The sequence below is a fragment of the Clostridium sp. JS66 genome, assembly GCF_033561535.1.
Lineage (GTDB): Bacteria > Bacillota > Clostridia > Clostridiales > Clostridiaceae > Clostridium_AM > Clostridium_AM carboxidivorans.
The window spans coordinates 5,418,112-5,435,642 of the sequence record NZ_CP131467.1 but is presented as its reverse complement, the minus strand read 5'-3'; the positions used below and the strand labels follow the sequence as shown (position 1 = coordinate 5,435,642).

The following is a 17,531-nucleotide window of genomic DNA, read 5'->3' as shown; positions in this document are numbered from 1 at the left end:
TACATATTTAAAATCTATTGGCATTTTCTTTTAATTTGTCTTGAGAAAATCTATATATTGTCATAGTATCTACACTGACTGCACCAAGTTCCTTATAAAAATTAATGCTTGCCTCATTCCAATCTAAACAACCCCACTCCAATCTTTTACAACCTCTTTCAAGTGCAAGCTTTGACATAAAGGCCATCATAATTTTTCCAAGTCCTTTGGAGCGTACACTTTTATCAATATAAAAGGCATCTATATAAATACCTGCTTGTCCTATGAAAGCTGATGAATTATGACAAAAGTAAATAAAAGCAACAGTTTCTCCGTCATAATCACCAAAAATAGCTTCTCCTTTATTTTCTGATAAAAGCTTATGAATATTTTCTTTAGTTGCTGTAATTTTATCTGCCATTTTTTGATATGTACCCAATTTTATCATATATTCTACAACTAAGCTGGCATCTTCAGGTGTTGCAAATCTAATCGTAAATTTTGGATTTTTTGTTTCTATTATGTTCATGTTTTTCACCTCTTAAAATAGAATTATATAATAAATAGTAGATAAAAAATACTAATTTGTCAATAAAATAGCTATAAAAATTTTAAAATGTTAATTTAATCATGCGTAATTTGATATTTTAGTTAAATTGTAATATAAGCAGAAAGAGTATATATCGTAAATTTAAAATAGATACAAATAGTCTTTGTAATGCGACGCAAAAACACTGCAGAATTCAAAATAGAATAATGCAGTGTTTATAAAAATTGTTTGCTTTTTCGATTGTTTCGTTAAATAATAAGAATGTAAAATATCATTCTTGGTGTTTAACCCCAGATGCAGTTCCCCCCATCGAGGAATGGTAATCAATTGTATTATTTCTTATGCTATCCCCAGTACTACTATAATAATAAATAGTTTTAGGTTCATCAAAAAATATTACACTTACTACATAAGGTTTATAACCTAAGATTAACCTATCCAAATAATAATCCACTTTAATTTGTTTAACATCTTCTTGTTTATATGATTTTTTATTATAAAGGTAGTATTTAATATCTGATTTAAATCTATTTTTATTAATATTAATTTCTATTGATGATATTGTAAATACGCCCACTAATATGACGAATAGATAAATACATATTTTCTTAAATCTTTTTATAATCGTAACATCACATCCTTTACTTCATAATATTTTAGATTGTGACTTAATTGATATCAAAATTATACCACGTTTTCTATATACTTTCACGATTATATAAAAAGTATAGATATCTTTAACACTGCATTATTCCATTTTCAAAGATCATCGTTCGTATTTCAATTTTCAGCATTTATGTCGCATTTTTTTCACATTGCGACACAACTTTTTAGAGGACAGAGGGTAGAGAAGGAGGACTTTTCTTCGCTGCACTACAAAAAATCTTTAATTTAGCAAAGTTGAAATTACACTTGGCAGTGTAAATAATTAAAATAGTAACTCTTATATAGAGGTAATATTTTTGCCATTACAATTAATTCGTAGACTTAATTGTAAAAAGTCTATTTATATATAGACATAAAATTAAAATAAGCATATAATTTAATATATAAATAAATGTAGAGGTGTCAGATAATATGAATAAAAGTAATAAAGAACTATTTTGGGATGCAAGTATTGAAGAGGTGAAAAAAGGTTATGTTGAGTTAGAAGAAAGTTATAAATGTATAATTTGCGAGGATGAATTTACAAAGGGAAGAATATATGAAATAGATTCCATGCTCTATGATTCAAAAAAGGCCACTGAGCTTCATATATCAGAAAAACATGGATCTACTTTAGAGTATTTATTAGATATGAATCCGTCATTCATAGGAATATCACAGATTCAAAGAGAGTTGTTAGTGCTAATAGCATCGGGATTAACTGATAAGGAAATTGCGGTAAAACTAGGGGTAGCACAGTCTACTATAAGAAATCATCGTTATAAATTACGTGAAAAAGAAAAGCAGGCAAGATTATTTTTATCAGTGATGGAATTAATATCATCAAACACAAAAAAGAAGGTAAACATATTAGACAAAGATATTCTATGTGATGCTCACAAAACAGCAACTACCATAGATGATAGATATAACATTACTGATAATGAAAGAGAAAGTACAATTAAAAACTATATAGATAAAAATGGAGCAGTAAAAACATTCCCATCCAAGGAAAAGAAGAAAATAATAGTTTTGTCTGAAATAGTTAAGAATTTTTCTAAAGGAAAGAAGTACTCTGAAAAAGAGATAAATAGAATTTTACAAAGAATAAATGATGACTATGCCACTACTAGAAGAGCCTTAATCGAGTATGGTTTTATGGAACGCTCTAATGATTGCAGTAGTTACTGGGTAAAAGAATAATAGATTATGATAACTTTCAACTATCTAAAAACATATATACGTGTTGAAAAGGCTGGAACATTAATTAGTGTTCCAGCAACATTTCCTTTTTAGTATTAGTCTATGCTAAATTTTCATCGGCATCATGAAGATTTTTTTCTTCATTTTTCTTTTTTGATTTAAGTATATTGTAAATCACTCCAAGCATTATAAACCATACAGGTGTTACGAATAAGGCTACACGAGTTTCGTTATTAAGTGCCAATGTAACTAAAACAAAAGCAAAGAATGCTAGAATTAAATAGTTTATAATTGGATAAAGTGGCATTTTGAATTTGTTTTTAGCTGCAAGTTCAGGCTTAGTTTTACGATATTTCATATGACAAATAACTATAATTGCCCAAATGAAGATATAACAAAATGTTGATATACTTGTAATGAGTACAAATACTCCTTCAGGCATAATGTAGTTCAAGATAACTGAAATCAATATAACAGTTGCAGAGAATATCGTAGCATTACAAGGTATGTGATTAGAAGTTAATTTTTTCATTGATTTAGGTGCGTTATCTTCTTTAGCAAGAGAGTAAACCATACGGCTTGTACTGAAAATACCACTGTTACAAGCAGATGCGGCTGAGGTTAATACAACAAAATTTACAATGCTTGCTGCTGCTGCTACTCCCACTGCAGAAAATACCTGTACAAATGGGCTTTTAGCTGGATTAATTGAATTCCAAGGGTATATACCCATAATAACAGTAAGTGCTCCTACATAGAAAATAATAATTCTAATTGGAATATTGTTAATAGCCTTTGGAATAACATATTCTGGATTTTCAGTTTCACCAGCTGTAAGTCCTACTAGTTCGATTCCAGTAAAAGCAAATACAACCATTTGGAAGGAAAGGATAAAACCACTAACTCCATTTGGTAGCCAACCACCGTGATTCCAAAGGTTCGTAAAGCTAGATGCACCAGCATTTGTAGAAAATCCTTTTATAATCATAAATGTACCAACTATAATAAGTGCTAAAATTGCAACAACTTTAATTAAAGCAAACCAGAATTCCATTTCACCAAATAGTTTTACTGCAGTAAGGTTCATAATTAGCAAAATTACAAGAACTATAAGGCTTGGAACCCACCTAGCTACATTTGGAAACCAGTACTGTATATAAAGTCCAGTGGCAGCTACATCAGCCATAGCAAGTGAAACCCAGCAAAACCAGTATGTCCATCCAGTAATGAAGGCTGCTCCTTCTCCTAGATAATCATATACAAACTCTACAAAAGAATGGTAGTTTAAATTAGAAAGTAATAATTCCCCAAGCGCACGCATCACAAAGAATAACATTATACCTGTTATCATATATGCAAATAAAATAGATGGACCAGCTAAATGAATAGATCTACCTGAACCAAGGAATAATCCAGTACCAATTGCGCCTCCAATTGCAAGTAACTGGACATGACGATTTTTTAATCCTCTCGATAAATTTTGATTTTCTGACATATATATTCCGCCTTTCTGAAATATCATTGTTTTTAAATTTGTGTAATATAAGTATGATTCCTTTAGTTATTATTTTGAAAATAATGAATAATTTTACATCAAGATGATGCGCAAAAATATTATTGAGCTTTATGCTAATATAAAGCATAACTTCAACATATAGTAGCTGCTAGTGCAGTATATAATGCTGCAAAACTAGTAACATCACTTTTCCATTATAATTTTATTTGTTTTTTTTTCAAAAAGGAATTTTAGAGTGAGAAACAATTGAAGTAACCCTAGACGTATGGTAATTTAGATTCCAGTTATCATTAATAGTATTAAAAGAGGAATCCTCCCATATGATAGAATTAATTTGAGTAAGTAGTTTTGTTAATTGATCCATTTTATCCCTCCATTCTAGTCAAAAGGCATGTACTAAAAAATGCCCTTTCCTATAAGTATTTTGTAATTGGAGATACAAATGGGAATAGATAAGATCTAAATGAAGTAATTGATAATATATTACTTTTGTAAGATATGTTACCTGTCCCCTGTCCTTTTACCTGAGAGTTTCGCCTTTAAGGCTTTCTCCTTCGGTGCTCTATTAAGAGTCTCTCCAAGGTTTCATCCAATAGCGGTCATCTCTAATTAAATTAGGTACCTGAAAGATTTACTTCTTCGGTGAATGGCAACAGCCATAACTCTCCCGCTATTTTCATCTGAACTGTTAAATTTTAATTTATATATTAATACATATTTAATGAAATTGCAACAATTTTTTCATTTTTAATCAAAATAAAGAGGATATTTGACTACAGTTGATGAAAATATTTATAATGACTAAAGAGTATTTAAATCAACTTTCGCACATACAAAATTTTGACTTAATATTTTTAAATTGAGAAAGATTGAGTTATTTAAATAATACTATTAAAACTACATTATACAAGGAGGATACAAATGAAATTAGGATTTATAGGATTTGGAAATATGGCACAAGCACTTGCCAATGGTTTGATTTATAAAAATGCAATCAAAGCTGAGCAGATATATGCATGTGCAAAAAATTGGGATAAGTTATGCAGTAATACTAATTCAAAAGGATTTATCCCTTGTAGAGATTCAAATGAGTTAGTAGACAATGTAGATATGGTTGTTATTGCTGTAAAACCATGTCTTGTTGAAGAGGTAATTACACCAATTAAAGAAAAACTGGTTGGTAAAATTATTATTTCAGTGGTAGTAAATTATACATTTGATAAATATGAAGGTATATTATCACCAAATACTCACCATTTAAGTACGTTACCAAATACTCCAGTATCAGTAGGAGAAGGGATTATTGTTTGTGAAAATAAAAGCTCATTAACATTTGAAGAGAATGAGTCTTTTGTAAATTTGTTTTCACAAATTGCACTTATTGAAAATGTAGAAACAAAAAATTTAGGTATTGCAGGCACAATAAGTGGATGTGCTCCAGCTTTTACAAGTATGTTTATAGAAGCCTTATCAGATGCTGCAGTAATGCATGGTTTATCTAGAGATATGTCATATAAGTTAGCAAGTAAAATGGTAGTTGGAACAGGAAAATTACAATTGACTACAAATACACATCCAGGAGTAATGAAGGATGCAGTATGTTCTCCAGGAGGAAGCACAATAGTTGGGGTGGCAGCATTAGAAAGAAAGGGATTACGCAGCGCCATTATTGATGCAATAAATGAAATACAAAAAAAGAAAAATTAAAAGTAATAGATTGAACTTTTTCAGAGGACACATCTAAAAATATTATGCTTCAAGAATCAAATCTATCTATTGCGAATTTGCTTTAGATAGATTTTTTTATATACACATCAATTTAGAAGTGTAAAATTATAATTTTGCTATAAATATAACTTATAAATGTACATCAAACAATAAGTAATAATGATTAGACCAATAGTATTTTAAATGTTAAAATTATTTAGTAGATATCAACAAAATAATATAGAATTATCTATGAAATGACATAATACAAGAGATATTATAAATTATTTTTAAAATTACATGTTAATTATTTAACCTGTAATTAAAAGTATTTATGAAGGAGGTTTGCATTGAGTATTAATGTAAATATTATTTCTGGATTTTTAGGAGCTGGAAAAACTACATTTTTAAAAAAAATCCTTCCTAATATGAAAGGTAAAATTGCTTTAATTGAGAATGAGTTTGGTGATATTGGCATTGATGGAGACCTGATTAATGACAAACTACCTATTAAAGAAATTTATGCTGGCTGTATTTGCTGTAGTTTAGTAAAAAACTTTAAAGATAGCATAGAGGAATTAGCGTTAGAATATAAACCTGAACATATATTTATAGAACCATCTGGTGTAGGAAATTTATCAGATATCATAAGGGTTTGTGACAAAATTTCTGAAAATTCAAATTTCGACATAAAAATAAATCATCTTATAACTATTGTAGATGTAAGTGCATTTGATGATTATTTAGAGAATTTTGGTGGATTTTATTTAGATCAAATTCGAAATGCTAATATTATCTTTTTAAGTCATATAGATAGCATAGATGACGAAAAAGTTGAAGAAGTAATTTCTAAAATTAAATTAAATAATGAAAAAGCATATATCCTTAAGGATGATTGGTATTCTTATGAGGGTGAAAAAATAATTGAAATATTAGATACAATTGAAGACTTTCAAATTGATTTAAAAGGAGAAGCTGTATCAACACCTGCAGATAAAGTGTTTAGTACTTTATCTATTTCTAATCCGAAAATTTTTTCAGAGAAGGAGCTGGATAAAATCTTAAGTTCTCTAAAAAGTAAGGATTATGGTTATATTTTGAGAGCTAAAGGAATTTTAGAGCTTGATACAAAAAAATTTATTTATTTTGATTTCACTCCACATCATTTCAAGTGGAACTATGTAGAAGAATTTAAAGAGGCTAAGATGGCTTTTATTGGAAATGAATTGAAAAGAGAAAAAATATTACAATGTTTTAAAAATAAGCGTATATCTAAAATTTTAAGTAGGTATCCAAAATTTTAATTTTGTATATAGAAATATATGATTTTGAGATGCTTACTTATATAGCTTGCTAAATTTGATGTATTTGCTTACTTATTTTATAAAGGGAGGAATTAACATGAGTAAAATTATTGACTTTAATTGTACGTATGATAATTCTGTAGGGATTAACGAAGAGGTTACAGAAAAAACGGGATTACATTTTCCAGAAGCATATATGCATTGGGACAGCATGGCTACATTGGCAGAAGAATTAAAGAAATATGATAATGCAAATTTTTGTGGATTGCCATTCTGTCATACCGTTGAGGGAGAAGCTATGGGCGGAATAATTAATCTTGGAAATGAAAAAATAGGTCCAAGAGCAAAAGATTATATTTGCACAAAAGCACAAGAGATATTAAATCTACCTGAAATCGATTACTCAAAAGGACGTATATCAGAGGTTCTAAAAGCTTGTAAATATTTGAGAGACAAAGGAGAGAAGGTTCTTCTATATATTTCAGGACCATTTACAATTATGAATGTTTTAATTGATCCACGTCATGTTTTTAAGTTATTTAGAAAAGAACCAGATACTATGAAGGCTATTTTCGATAAATTCCAAAAGGAAATATTGCGCTTTGTTGAAGAAGCTAAAAAAGCAGGAGTTAACATGATTAGTTATGCTGATTCTTCTGGCGGATTAAATATTTTAGGACCCAAATATGCCGAGCAGACTGTAGAAATGTTTACTTATCCATTATTAAAAAATATTGAAAAAATGATTGATGATGAAATGATAGTATTACTTTGTCCTAAAACTACTTTTGCATTATTAGGAACAGATAAAGCTGTGTGGAAGGATATTAATCTAGGAGGATCTATAAAATATTCTGAAGCTTGTGAAAAAGTCATGGGGCAAGCAAAATTTGTTGGACAAATGTGCATTAAAAATAAAGATTTTGAATTAAAAGATGGAACAATCAAGACAATTGCTTTACTTTAATTATTAATATAAATAAATTTAAAAAGTGTGGAGGGTAAAACACATGCACAAGAATGATAAAATGACACCAAATGAAAGATTAGCTGCATTTATGACAGGAAAACCTATGGACAGAATTTTGGCTATGCCAGTTGCTTGTTCTATGTCTGGACTAGCATTAGGAATGACTCATAAGGAAAAAAGAAGTAGTGCTTTAAATGAAGCTAAAGCACAGATTGCCTGCTATGAAAGATTTGGCAACGACTTAACTATTGTTGAATATGGACTACATGGCGTAGGTGCAGCTTTAGGTAGTCAGATGAGTGACACAGAAAATTCAGTACCAGCAATTATGAAATATGTTTTAGATGATTTGAATGATGTAGATAAATTAGATATGTCAAAATTAGAACTAAAAAATGATAAAGCATTCCAATTACATTTAGAAGCTGCACATATCATAATGGATAAAATAGGAAACGAAGTTCCGACTGGAGTATTAATATCTGGACCTTTTACTGCTGCTGCAAGTATTTACAAAACAGAAAACTTGCTCAGAGCAACTAGAAAAAATCCAGAAAAACTTCATCAACTAATTAAATTCTGTAATGATGCATTGAAAATGATTTGTAGGGAGTTTATAAAAGCAGGTGTTCTTATTTTATTATGTGATCCTATTGCATCAGGAACTATTCTTAATAAAAAGCAATATGTAGAGTTTGTTTTACCATATACTCAAGAATTAATGAAAGATATTCATGAGGCAAAGGGAATGGTTTGTTATCATATTTGTGGAGATACAACATCAATTGTAGGAGAAATGGTTAAATCAGGCTGCGATATGATGAGTATAGATAATAGAGTAGATTTAGCATATACAAAACAAGTAGTAGGAGACAAAGTACCTATACTTGGTAATGTAGATCCAGTAGAAGTATTGATTTTAGGAAATACCAATGATGTAGACTCAGCAGTAAAAAATTGTATGCAAAAAGCTTATGACAGTCCTTGTGGATATATTTTGGCATCAGGTTGTGATCTTTCAGGTGCAGTTCCACTAGAAAATATTGATCAGTTTATGGCTTCTGCTAGAAAATATGGAAAGTGGCCACTAGATCCAAAAAATTTCTCTTAGAAGATAAATCGATAATTTAGGAAAAAATGGAGGGAAAACAATGACAGTATCAAAAGAAGAATTATTAAAAAGATTATCTGATGGTGTATTTGAAATGGAAGAGGAAGATACGATTGAAGCATCTAAGGAATATGTAGAAGCAGGATATGATATACTTGATGGTATTATGGAAGGCCTTGTAGATGGTATGAATCGTGCAAGCAAATTGTATGAGGAAGAAGAATATTTTGTTACGGATTTATTATTATGTTCAGATGCAATGTATGAAGGTTTAGCAATTTTAAGACCTCATCTTCCAGCAGATGAAGCAGATAGAGAAAAACCAAAGGGAGTAATTGGAGTTGTAGAAGGAGATACTCACGATATAGGAAAAAATTTAGTAAAAATCATGTTAGAAACAGCTGGATTTGAGATGATTGACTTAGGTAGAGATGTTCCACTTCAGAGTTTTGTAGATAAAGCTAAAGAAGTTAATGCTTCATTTGTTTGTATGTCAACCTTGATGACAACAACAATGGGTGGAATGAAAACTGTTATAGAGTTATTGAAAGAAGCTGGAATAAGAGAAAATCTTAAAGTTGTTATAGGAGGAGGCCCTATTTCAAAGAAGTTTTCTGATTTGATTGGTGCAGATGGATATTCTGCTAATGCAATTGAAGCAGTTAAATTAGTAAAAGGATTACTTAATATAGCATAGAAAGAAGTGAGGGATATGTTGTCACCAAAAGAACGTTTAAATAAGGCTTTTAATGGAGAAAAGGTTGATAGACCACCATGTATTTGTCCTGGAGGCATGATGAATATGGTCACAACAGAGTTAATAGAAGAAGCTCAAATAAAGTTTCCTGAAGCACACACAAATGCACAAATGATGGCTGGTTTAGCAGAAGCAGTGTATGAAAAAGGCTGTTTTGAAAATTATGGAGTTCCATTTTGTATGACCATTGAGGCAGAAAATTTTGGAGCAAAGGTTGACATGGGAACAAAGATTTATGAGCCTCATGTTGTAGAATATGCAATTGATTCTGTTAAGGAATGGAAGAAAATTTCTCAAATTGACTTTACAGAAGGAAGAGCAAAGGTAGTTATTGATGCAATTAAATTATTGAAATCAAAAGGTACTGATGTTCCTATAATAGGTAATTTAACTGGACCTATTAGTACAGCAAGTTCTATAATGGAACCTTCTACTTTTTATAAAGAATTAAAAAAGAGCAATAAGGAAGCACATGAATTTCTTAATTTTGTTACAGATGAATTAATTACATTTGCAAAACAACAAATAGAAGCAGGTGCCGATATAATAGCTATTTCTGATCCTAGTGGTACAGGTGAAATTTTAGGACCAAAGCTATTTGAAGAATTTGCTGTTAAATATATTAATAAAATTATTGAAAGTGTACAAAAAGAGAATAAATGTACAATTGTGCACATATGTGGACAAATGAAGAGGGTATATTCAGAAGTAAATAAGGTAAAAAGTAATGCCCTAAGTTTTGATTCTATAGTTAACATGAGTGATGCTAGAAAAAATTTAAAAGATAGAGTGTTAATGGGAAATGTAAGTACTTATACAATTGAGTTTGGGGAACCAAAGAAAATTGCAGAACTAACTGAGAAGTGTGTAAAAGATGGATCTAATATTATATCTCCAGCTTGTGGACTTGGAATGAAATCTCCTTTAAAAAATGTAAAAGCAATGCTAGAATATTTATCAAAAGGGGATGGAGATACTAATGTCTAAGATTTCTATTAAGTCACAGAATAAAAGTTTTGAATATACACCTGATAAAAATTTGCTGCAAATTTTACTTGAAAATGATGTTTTTGTGGATAATCCGTGTAATGGAAAAGGATTATGTGGAAAATGCAAAATCAAACTTTTAGAAGGAAATTTACCTGATATCGGAGAAACAGAAGAGAAACTTTTAAAAAAGGAAGAAATTGATTCAGGTATAAGACTTTCTTGCTTTGTAGTACCGCAAGAAGATATTGTAATTGAAATTTTACAAAAAGAAGGAAAACATGACATACTTACAACCGGTTATACGCCTGATTTTGAGTTTAATCCTTTAATTCATAAAGAGGTTTTTGAAATAGAAAAACCTACATTAGAAAATCAAGGTTCTTTTGAAGAACTTATATGTAAAACATTTGATGTTGAAAAATTTGATTGGAGATTACTTCAGCAGCATGAATTTATAACTGGAAAAGTTACAGGCGTTTTTAATGGAAGAGAATTAATTGGAATTGAGTGCGGTGATACTACTGATATTCTCTATGGAGTTGCAGTTGATATTGGAACTACAACTGTTGTAACAGCATTAATTGACATGAAGACAGGTAAAGAATTAGCTGCAGCTTCAATGATTAATGCTCAAAAGAACTTTGGATTGGATGTTTTAACTAGAATAACTTATGAAGTTGAGCATCCTGAAGATGGAAAAGAAAAACTGCAATATGCAATTGTAAATTCTATTAATGAGATGATTGGAGATATATGCAATAAATCAAAAGTAGATAGAAAAAATATTTATGAGATTTCTATTGCAGCAAACTGTACAATGATGCATCTTCTGTTAGGGATTGATGCTACATCTATTGGAATGTCTCCGTATTCACCAATATTTACAAAGTCAAAAAATATATTGGCTAAGGATATTGGATTAAAGGCGGCACCAGGTGCTAGATTATATTGCCTTCCATCAGTTTCAGCTTATATAGGTGCAGATATTGTGGCAGGAGCATATGTTTGTCAGCTGCATAAAGCAAAGGAAAATGTTCTGTTTATAGATATTGGAACTAATGGAGAAATTGTTTTATCCAATCATGGAAAGTTGTTATCATGTTCTTGTGCAGCAGGTCCAGCTTTAGAAGGAATGAATATTAGTTCTGGAATGAGAGCGGCAGAAGGCGCAATTGAGGATGTAAAAATTACTGAAAGTGGAATTGAAGTTCAGGTTATCGGAGATCAAAAGCCAATAGGAATATGTGGAAGTGGTATATTAGCTGTTGTAAAAGAACTGCTTCGTACAGAACTTGTAAAAAAGGATGGAGCATTTATAAAGAAAGAAAAGTTAGAGGAATCAGATTATCGATATGATATGATTCAACTGGATGGCAGAAAACGACAGTTTATTTTAGAAAGCAGTCCAGACCAAATACTAATTACACAAGGAGATATTCGTCAAGTGCAATTAGCAAAAGGAGCTATTCTTTCAGGTTTTTATGCTCTATTAAAAAAGGCTAACATTGATATGGATAATCTTGATAAAGTCGTTGTAGCAGGACAATTTGGAGCTCACCTATCAGCTGATAGTTTAGTAGGAATAGGAATTTTACCAGAAAAAGTTGAAGATAAGCTAGTATATGTAGGAAATTCATCTAAGACAGGTGCATATATGGCTCTTATGTCTGCTAAGGTAAAGGAAGAAATTGAACAATTAGCTCATCAAATAGACTATATGGAATTAGGTGCATCTGAAGGTTATGAAAAACTTTTTGCTGCATGCCTTATATTCCCTGGTTAAAATGTAAATATAAGTTCTCTCAAACTAAAAATTTGGGAGAACTATTTTATTTTATGTTATAATGTGGCTAAAGATGTAGTATGATTTAGTGAAAAAATATTTTTATTATTTTAGTTTAGACGTTATTATAAGGAGGAGTAAATTTGGTTATAGAAGTTGATAATAATATTTTGGATAAGCTTACTGAAACTGAAAAGATGGTAGTTGACTATATTAATTCAAATGAAAGTAACATACCTAATATGTCTATAGTTGATGTAGCAGAAAAATCATTTACTTCACCAGCAACTGTTTCTAGAACTATAAAAAAGTGTGGATTAGAGGGCTTTTCAGAATTGCGATACAAAATTTCAGCTAAGGAAGACTATAATCATGATTCTAAAAAGGTAAATGAGATATTAGGAAAATCTTTAATAGAGGTAACAAAGACAATAGAAAATATTTCGGTAAAGAATGTATTAAAAACTGTTAAGTTGATAAAAGAGTCAAAACGTATATATATTTTAGCTAGAGGTCTTACAGAACTTGTTGCTCAAGAATTCAATTTAAAGCTGCAATTGCTTGGATATAATACATTCTTAATAGTTGATCCTAACATTATGAGGAAGATATGTAAAACCTTAAATGAGGATGAGCTTGTAATAGTTTTTTCTTTGAAAATTGGATCTCCAGAAATAGTAGAATCAGCTGAAAGTGCAATTAAAACAGGAGCTAAATTGATTACTTGCTGCTGTGTTACAGGCAGTAAATTAGAAGAAATATCAGATATTACATTAATTGGGTACAAGCAATCTAGAACTGCTATAAAAGAATTTGAAGTTACTTCAAGATTACCACTGTTTATTATATCAAGAGCTATTATAGATTATTTAATAATTTAACTTATAATGGAAAGGTAAAAAATGAAAGTATTAAAATGGATTTTTAAATTAGGAAAATTAGGAATTTCAATAATTGTGAATATAGATATAATGAGATTAATTGATAAAGTAGTTGAGAGCCCCTATAAATCAATCTCTATATTTAGTGATACTTTATCTGGATCTGTATTTATGATTATAGCATTTATTATACTTGTAGATATTGTTTATGAATGTTTAACATTTATTGAAGATAAAATACATATTATGATTTCTCCAAAATATAAGGCAAAACAACCTCCTCAAAATTATAAACATATGCAGAATTTGTTAGTCTTAGCAGGGATAACAATCTTTGTACTAATTAGAAGTTTTAACATATTAACTCCTAATAAGATATATCATAGTTCTATAGCAACTTTATTTTTAACTAGGGAGTATGATTATAGTGAAGTTAATAAAATAGTTTTTGAAAAAGGAAATTCTAAAAGTTATAATTACCTTAAATTCAAAATAAGTTTTGGTTGGTATGGTTTTGACCTACATGACGGAGGGTCAACAAAAAATGAACGTGCTTTGAAAGTAGAGAGATATGTATATAACCAAATTAAAAACAAATCAAAAAATGTAAAGATAATTAACAAAGTTAGACCAGATTCAGTAGTATATGATAATTATGAGTACATAGTTAACAGTGATATAGATGATAATAAAGTACCATCAAGAAGATAATCCAAATATAAAAAAGAGATTTTTAAATTATTGAAAATCTCTTTTTTTGTATTTTCAAAATCATTTATGTGTATTGAACACAGATAAAAACTCATCTTATTTATTTAATTGCACAAGAACTGTACAAAAGTTGTGAAAACATTTTCTGTGTGTATAAGCTAAAATGAAAGCATAAATAAAGCACAGAGGGAGAAAAAGAAAATGAGAAGAATTTTATCTACCAGAGAAATGTTAAAAAAAGCGAAATTAAATGGATATGCAGTACCAGCATTTAATATTCATAACATGGAAACATTGCAAGTTGTTGCAGAAACTGCAGCTGAATTAAAATCTCCAGTTATCATAGCAGGAACTCCATCCACCATTACTGACTATGCAGGAGCAGATTATATAGTTGCAATGGCAGAGGTAGCAGCAGCACGATATGATATTCCAATATCTATTCATTTAGATCATTTTGAAGATGTTGCTGAAATTAAAAATTATATAGATATTGGTTTTAAATCATGTATGATAGATGCATCAAAAAAAGCCTTTGAAGAGAATATAAGAATTGTTAAAGATGTAGTAGAATATGCACATGAATATGACGTAACTGTTGAGGCAGAACTTGGTAAGCTAGGTGGGAGGGAAGATGATTTAGTAGTAAGTGAGAAGGATGCAATGTATACAAATCCAGATGATGCTGTAGAATTTGTGGCTAGAACAGGTGTAGATTCGCTGGCAATAGCTATAGGTACAGCGCATGGACTATATAAGGGAGAACCTAAACTAGACTTTGATAGATTGGTGGAAATTAGAAAAAAAGTTGAGGTTCCACTAGTACTACACGGTGCTTCAGATGTACCTGATGAATTAGTGAAAAAAGCTATATCTCTTGGAATTTGCAAAGTAAATGTAGCTACTGATTTAAAGATCCCATTTTCAAATGCTGTAAAGAAATACTTTAATGAAAATCCAGCTGCTAATGATCCAAGAAAATATATGACACCAGGAAAAGAAGCAATGAAGGACATAGTAAGACATAAAATAATAGTTTGCGGAAGTAATGACCAAGCTTAGAAAGACAGGTGGTGAAGAGATGATTTATACATTAACAACAAATCCAGCTATAGATATGAATTGTTATTCAAGCAGCAGTGAACCATTTAAAGTAAATAGAACTAATAATTTATCATATTCACCTAATGGCAAGGGGGTAAATGTATCACTAGTTTTAAATCATTACTCTATAGAAAGTAAGGCAATTGGCTTCTTTGGAGGATTTACAGGAAAGTATATTGTAGATGAGTTAAATAAGAGAAATATAGCTACAATACCTTTTTGGATAGAAGAAAATACAAGAATAAATGTGTTTATAACTGTTGAAGGTAACAAGGAATTTAAGTATGTAAATAAAGGTCCATTTGTTCCGGAAGAAACTCAAAAAGACTTATTAGAATATTTATCGTCAAACTTAAAAAAGCATGATTATTTAATAATAAGTGGAAGTTTACCTCAAAGTATAAAACAGGATTATTATAATGAAATTTTAGATATATGTGATGAAAAAAATGTAGAAATTGTATTAGATATTAGTTCTGAAAAATTAAAAGAATTATTAAAATATAAACCATTATTAATTAAACCTAATGATGACGAAGTTAAAGAAATATTTGGGGTTGATTTAAAGGATGAAAATGACATAAAGAATGCATTGAAATATATTAATAAGCTTGGTGCAAGAAATATACTTTTGACTTTAGGTGAAAATGGCATGTATTTTTATGATGGTAAAAAAACTTACTATTGTAATGCACCTAAAATTAAACTTTTAAGCTCTGCATGTGCAGGTGATTCATCGTTAGCAGCATTTTTAAGTGAATGGATATTTGAAGGTGATATTGAAAAAGCACTTAAAAAAGCATCTGCCACGGGAGCAAATGTTGCTGAGTCAAGTGCATTAGGAGACCTGAAGAAGATATCCACATATATGAAAATAATAGATGTTAAGGAGGTAATGTAAATGAAAAAAATTGTTGCTGTTACAGGATGCCCTACAGGAATTGCTCATACATTTATGGCAGAAGAGGCATTAAAAAAGGCAGCTGAAGAATTAGGTGTAGAAATAAAAGTAGAAACCAATGGTGCAGTTGGAGTTGAACATGAATTAACGGACAAAGATATAGAAGAGGCAGTTGGAGTAATAGTTGCATCAGATAAGGATGCCAGAGCTGACAGATTTATAGGAAAACCAACTATAGAGACTTCAGTTGTCGATGGAATACGTAAACCTAAAGAATTAATTCAGGCTGTACTAGATGGAAAAGTCCCTGTAAAAGGTGGAAAGGTATCAGAAAAATCCAGTACAAAGAAAAGTTCTGATGAAGTTGTAGGAAAACAATCTTTAACTAGGGATATATATAAGCATTTAATGAATGGTGTTTCTTACATGTTACCATTTGTTGTAGCTGGTGGTGTACTTATAGCGATATCATTTTTATGGGGTATATATTCCTTTGATCCAAAATCATCACAATATAATGCTACAGCAGCTATGATTAAGGGAATAGGTGGACAAGCATTTTCAGTTATAGTTCCAATATTTACAGCATATATTGCTAATTCCATTTCTGGAAGGCCAGGTATGGTTGCAGGATTTGTTGGTGGACTTATAGCCAATACTACAGGATCAGGATTTTTAGGTGGTATTATTGCAGGATTCTTTGCTGGATACTTAATGCTTTACTTTAAAAAGTTATTATCAGGGTTACCAAAACAATTTGAAGGTTTAAAATCAATATTTATATTGCCAATAATAGGAATATTAATAACTGGTGTATTAATGACTTTACTAGGTGGCCCAATAGCCGCTATAAATAAAGGTGCTATGGGATGGCTGGCATCTCTACAACAAGCAAACCCAATTTTATTAGGAATAGTTATAGGTTGTATGAGCGCGTTTGACTTTGGAGGTCCAGTAAATAAAGCAGCTTATTTAACAGGTACAATGCTTCTTGCACAAGGAAATTATTACTTCATGGCTGGTGTTTCAGCAGCATGTATAACACCACCACTTGTAATTGCTTTAGCTACAACATTTTTTAAGAAAAGATTTGATGAAGAAGAAAGAGCCGCAGGTTTGGTAAACTACATTTTAGGTTGTACTCACATAACAGAAGGAGCAATTCCTTTTGCAGCTAAAGATCCATTGAGAGTTATTCCAATATTAATGATTGCATCTTCTATATCTGCTGTATTAAGTTACTTAATGAGAATTCAAGTACCAGCTCCACATGGTGGATTCTTAATATTGCCACTAGTTAGCAGTCCATTATTATGGGTAGGTGCAATATTAGTAGGGTCAGCAGTTGGTGCAGTACTATATGGAACATATAGAGGATACGTTCAGAAAAAAGCACAATAATTAAGTTTATTATTGAAT

The 17,531-nt window shown here is 30.3% G+C and carries 17 protein-coding genes and 1 riboswitch; of the genes, 13 read left to right on the top strand and 4 right to left on the bottom strand.

Annotation, left to right across the window (positions count from 1 at the left end):
• Positions 1–7: 7 nt before the first annotated feature.
• A complete protein-coding gene (locus Q6H37_RS25135) occupies positions 8–508 on the bottom strand; it encodes a GNAT family N-acetyltransferase (protein ID WP_318737499.1) in 501 nt (166 codons plus the stop codon).
• A gap of 292 nt (positions 509–800) precedes the next feature.
• Positions 801–971, bottom strand: a complete 171-nt coding sequence (locus Q6H37_RS25130) for a hypothetical protein (protein ID WP_318735045.1) — start codon at positions 969–971, stop codon at positions 801–803.
• 635 nt (positions 972–1,606) lie between these two features.
• Here Q6H37_RS25130 and Q6H37_RS25125 point away from each other — a divergent pair.
• Entirely contained in the window at positions 1,607–2,377 is a 771-nt protein-coding gene (locus tag Q6H37_RS25125) for a DUF2087 domain-containing protein (RefSeq protein ID WP_318737498.1), read from the top strand.
• A 100-nt stretch (positions 2,378–2,477) separates the two neighbouring features.
• Here the strand turns inward: Q6H37_RS25125 and Q6H37_RS25120 are convergent, their stop codons facing one another.
• Positions 2,478–3,872, bottom strand: a complete 1,395-nt coding sequence (locus Q6H37_RS25120; RefSeq protein ID WP_318737497.1) for an amino acid permease — start codon at positions 3,870–3,872, stop codon at positions 2,478–2,480.
• A gap of 238 nt (positions 3,873–4,110) precedes the next feature.
• On the bottom strand, positions 4,111–4,257 hold the full coding sequence (locus tag Q6H37_RS25115; RefSeq protein ID WP_318737495.1) for a hypothetical protein: 147 nt from the start codon (positions 4,255–4,257) through the stop codon (positions 4,111–4,113).
• A 138-nt stretch (positions 4,258–4,395) separates the two neighbouring features.
• A riboswitch (glycine riboswitch) is annotated at positions 4,396–4,484 on the bottom strand.
• Positions 4,485–4,814: 330 nt separating this feature from the next.
• Here Q6H37_RS25115 and proC point away from each other — a divergent pair.
• The 12 genes from proC to Q6H37_RS25055 all read left to right on the top strand — a co-directional run bounded on the left by proC (position 4,815) and on the right by Q6H37_RS25055 (position 17,513).
• A complete protein-coding gene (gene proC, locus Q6H37_RS25110) occupies positions 4,815–5,600 on the top strand; it encodes a pyrroline-5-carboxylate reductase (RefSeq protein ID WP_318737493.1) in 786 nt (261 codons plus the stop codon).
• Positions 5,601–5,950: 350 nt separating this feature from the next.
• A complete protein-coding gene (locus tag Q6H37_RS25105) occupies positions 5,951–6,904 on the top strand; it encodes a GTP-binding protein (RefSeq protein WP_318737491.1) in 954 nt (317 codons plus the stop codon).
• Between the two features lie 97 nt (positions 6,905–7,001).
• Entirely contained in the window at positions 7,002–7,871 is an 870-nt protein-coding gene (locus tag Q6H37_RS25100; RefSeq protein ID WP_318737489.1) for a uroporphyrinogen decarboxylase family protein, read from the top strand.
• A 43-nt stretch (positions 7,872–7,914) separates the two neighbouring features.
• Entirely contained in the window at positions 7,915–8,985 is a 1,071-nt protein-coding gene (locus Q6H37_RS25095; protein ID WP_318737487.1) for a uroporphyrinogen decarboxylase family protein, read from the top strand.
• A 40-nt stretch (positions 8,986–9,025) separates the two neighbouring features.
• Positions 9,026–9,682, top strand: a complete 657-nt coding sequence (locus tag Q6H37_RS25090) for a corrinoid protein (RefSeq protein WP_318737486.1) — start codon at positions 9,026–9,028, stop codon at positions 9,680–9,682.
• Positions 9,683–9,697: 15 nt separating this feature from the next.
• Positions 9,698–10,729 carry an MtaA/CmuA family methyltransferase gene (locus tag Q6H37_RS25085; protein WP_318737484.1) on the top strand — a complete coding sequence of 344 codons (1,032 nt, stop codon included), beginning with the start codon at positions 9,698–9,700 and terminating at the stop codon, positions 10,727–10,729.
• A complete protein-coding gene (locus Q6H37_RS25080; protein ID WP_318737482.1) occupies positions 10,722–12,515 on the top strand; it encodes an ASKHA domain-containing protein in 1,794 nt (597 codons plus the stop codon). Before Q6H37_RS25085 ends, Q6H37_RS25080 begins: the two co-directional genes overlap by 8 nt.
• 143 nt (positions 12,516–12,658) lie before the next feature.
• Positions 12,659–13,396: a MurR/RpiR family transcriptional regulator gene (locus Q6H37_RS25075; protein WP_318737480.1), complete on the top strand. Its 738-nt coding sequence runs from the start codon at positions 12,659–12,661 to the stop codon at positions 13,394–13,396.
• A gap of 21 nt (positions 13,397–13,417) precedes the next feature.
• The gene (locus Q6H37_RS25070; RefSeq protein ID WP_318737479.1) at positions 13,418–14,107 is read left to right on the top strand and encodes a hypothetical protein; all 690 of its coding nucleotides are present in this window, start codon (positions 13,418–13,420) and stop codon (positions 14,105–14,107) included.
• 201 nt (positions 14,108–14,308) lie between these two features.
• On the top strand, positions 14,309–15,169 hold the full coding sequence (locus Q6H37_RS25065) for a tagatose bisphosphate family class II aldolase (protein ID WP_318737477.1): 861 nt from the start codon (positions 14,309–14,311) through the stop codon (positions 15,167–15,169).
• Positions 15,170–15,188: 19 nt separating this feature from the next.
• On the top strand, positions 15,189–16,112 hold the full coding sequence (gene pfkB / locus Q6H37_RS25060; protein WP_318737476.1) for a 1-phosphofructokinase: 924 nt from the start codon (positions 15,189–15,191) through the stop codon (positions 16,110–16,112).
• Positions 16,113–17,513 (top strand): PTS fructose transporter subunit IIBC, encoded by a 1,401-nt coding sequence (locus tag Q6H37_RS25055; protein WP_318737475.1) that lies wholly within the window; start codon positions 16,113–16,115, stop codon positions 17,511–17,513.
• The last annotated feature ends 18 nt before the right edge of the window (positions 17,514–17,531 follow it).

Excerpts from the sequence above, each read along its gene's own strand:
- Q6H37_RS25135 (WP_318737499.1), bottom strand. The coding sequence starts at position 508 with ATGAACATAATAGAAACAAAAAATCCAAAATTTACGATTAGATTTGCA.
- Q6H37_RS25125 (WP_318737498.1), top strand. The coding sequence starts at position 1,607 with ATGAATAAAAGTAATAAAGAACTATTTTGGGATGCAAGTATTGAAGAG.
- Q6H37_RS25120 (WP_318737497.1), bottom strand. The coding sequence starts at position 3,872 with ATGTCAGAAAATCAAAATTTATCGAGAGGATTAAAAAATCGTCATGTC.
- Q6H37_RS25115 (WP_318737495.1), bottom strand. The coding sequence starts at position 4,257 with ATGGATCAATTAACAAAACTACTTACTCAAATTAATTCTATCATATGG.
- proC (WP_318737493.1), top strand. The coding sequence starts at position 4,815 with ATGAAATTAGGATTTATAGGATTTGGAAATATGGCACAAGCACTTGCC.
- Q6H37_RS25100 (WP_318737489.1), top strand. The coding sequence starts at position 7,002 with ATGAGTAAAATTATTGACTTTAATTGTACGTATGATAATTCTGTAGGG.
- Q6H37_RS25095 (WP_318737487.1), top strand. The coding sequence starts at position 7,915 with ATGCACAAGAATGATAAAATGACACCAAATGAAAGATTAGCTGCATTT.
- Q6H37_RS25090 (WP_318737486.1), top strand. The coding sequence starts at position 9,026 with ATGACAGTATCAAAAGAAGAATTATTAAAAAGATTATCTGATGGTGTA.
- Q6H37_RS25085 (WP_318737484.1), top strand. The coding sequence starts at position 9,698 with ATGTTGTCACCAAAAGAACGTTTAAATAAGGCTTTTAATGGAGAAAAG.
- Q6H37_RS25080 (WP_318737482.1), top strand. The coding sequence starts at position 10,722 with ATGTCTAAGATTTCTATTAAGTCACAGAATAAAAGTTTTGAATATACA.
- Q6H37_RS25070 (WP_318737479.1), top strand. The coding sequence starts at position 13,418 with ATGAAAGTATTAAAATGGATTTTTAAATTAGGAAAATTAGGAATTTCA.
- Q6H37_RS25065 (WP_318737477.1), top strand. The coding sequence starts at position 14,309 with ATGAGAAGAATTTTATCTACCAGAGAAATGTTAAAAAAAGCGAAATTA.
- pfkB (WP_318737476.1), top strand. The coding sequence starts at position 15,189 with ATGATTTATACATTAACAACAAATCCAGCTATAGATATGAATTGTTAT.
- Q6H37_RS25055 (WP_318737475.1), top strand. The coding sequence starts at position 16,113 with ATGAAAAAAATTGTTGCTGTTACAGGATGCCCTACAGGAATTGCTCAT.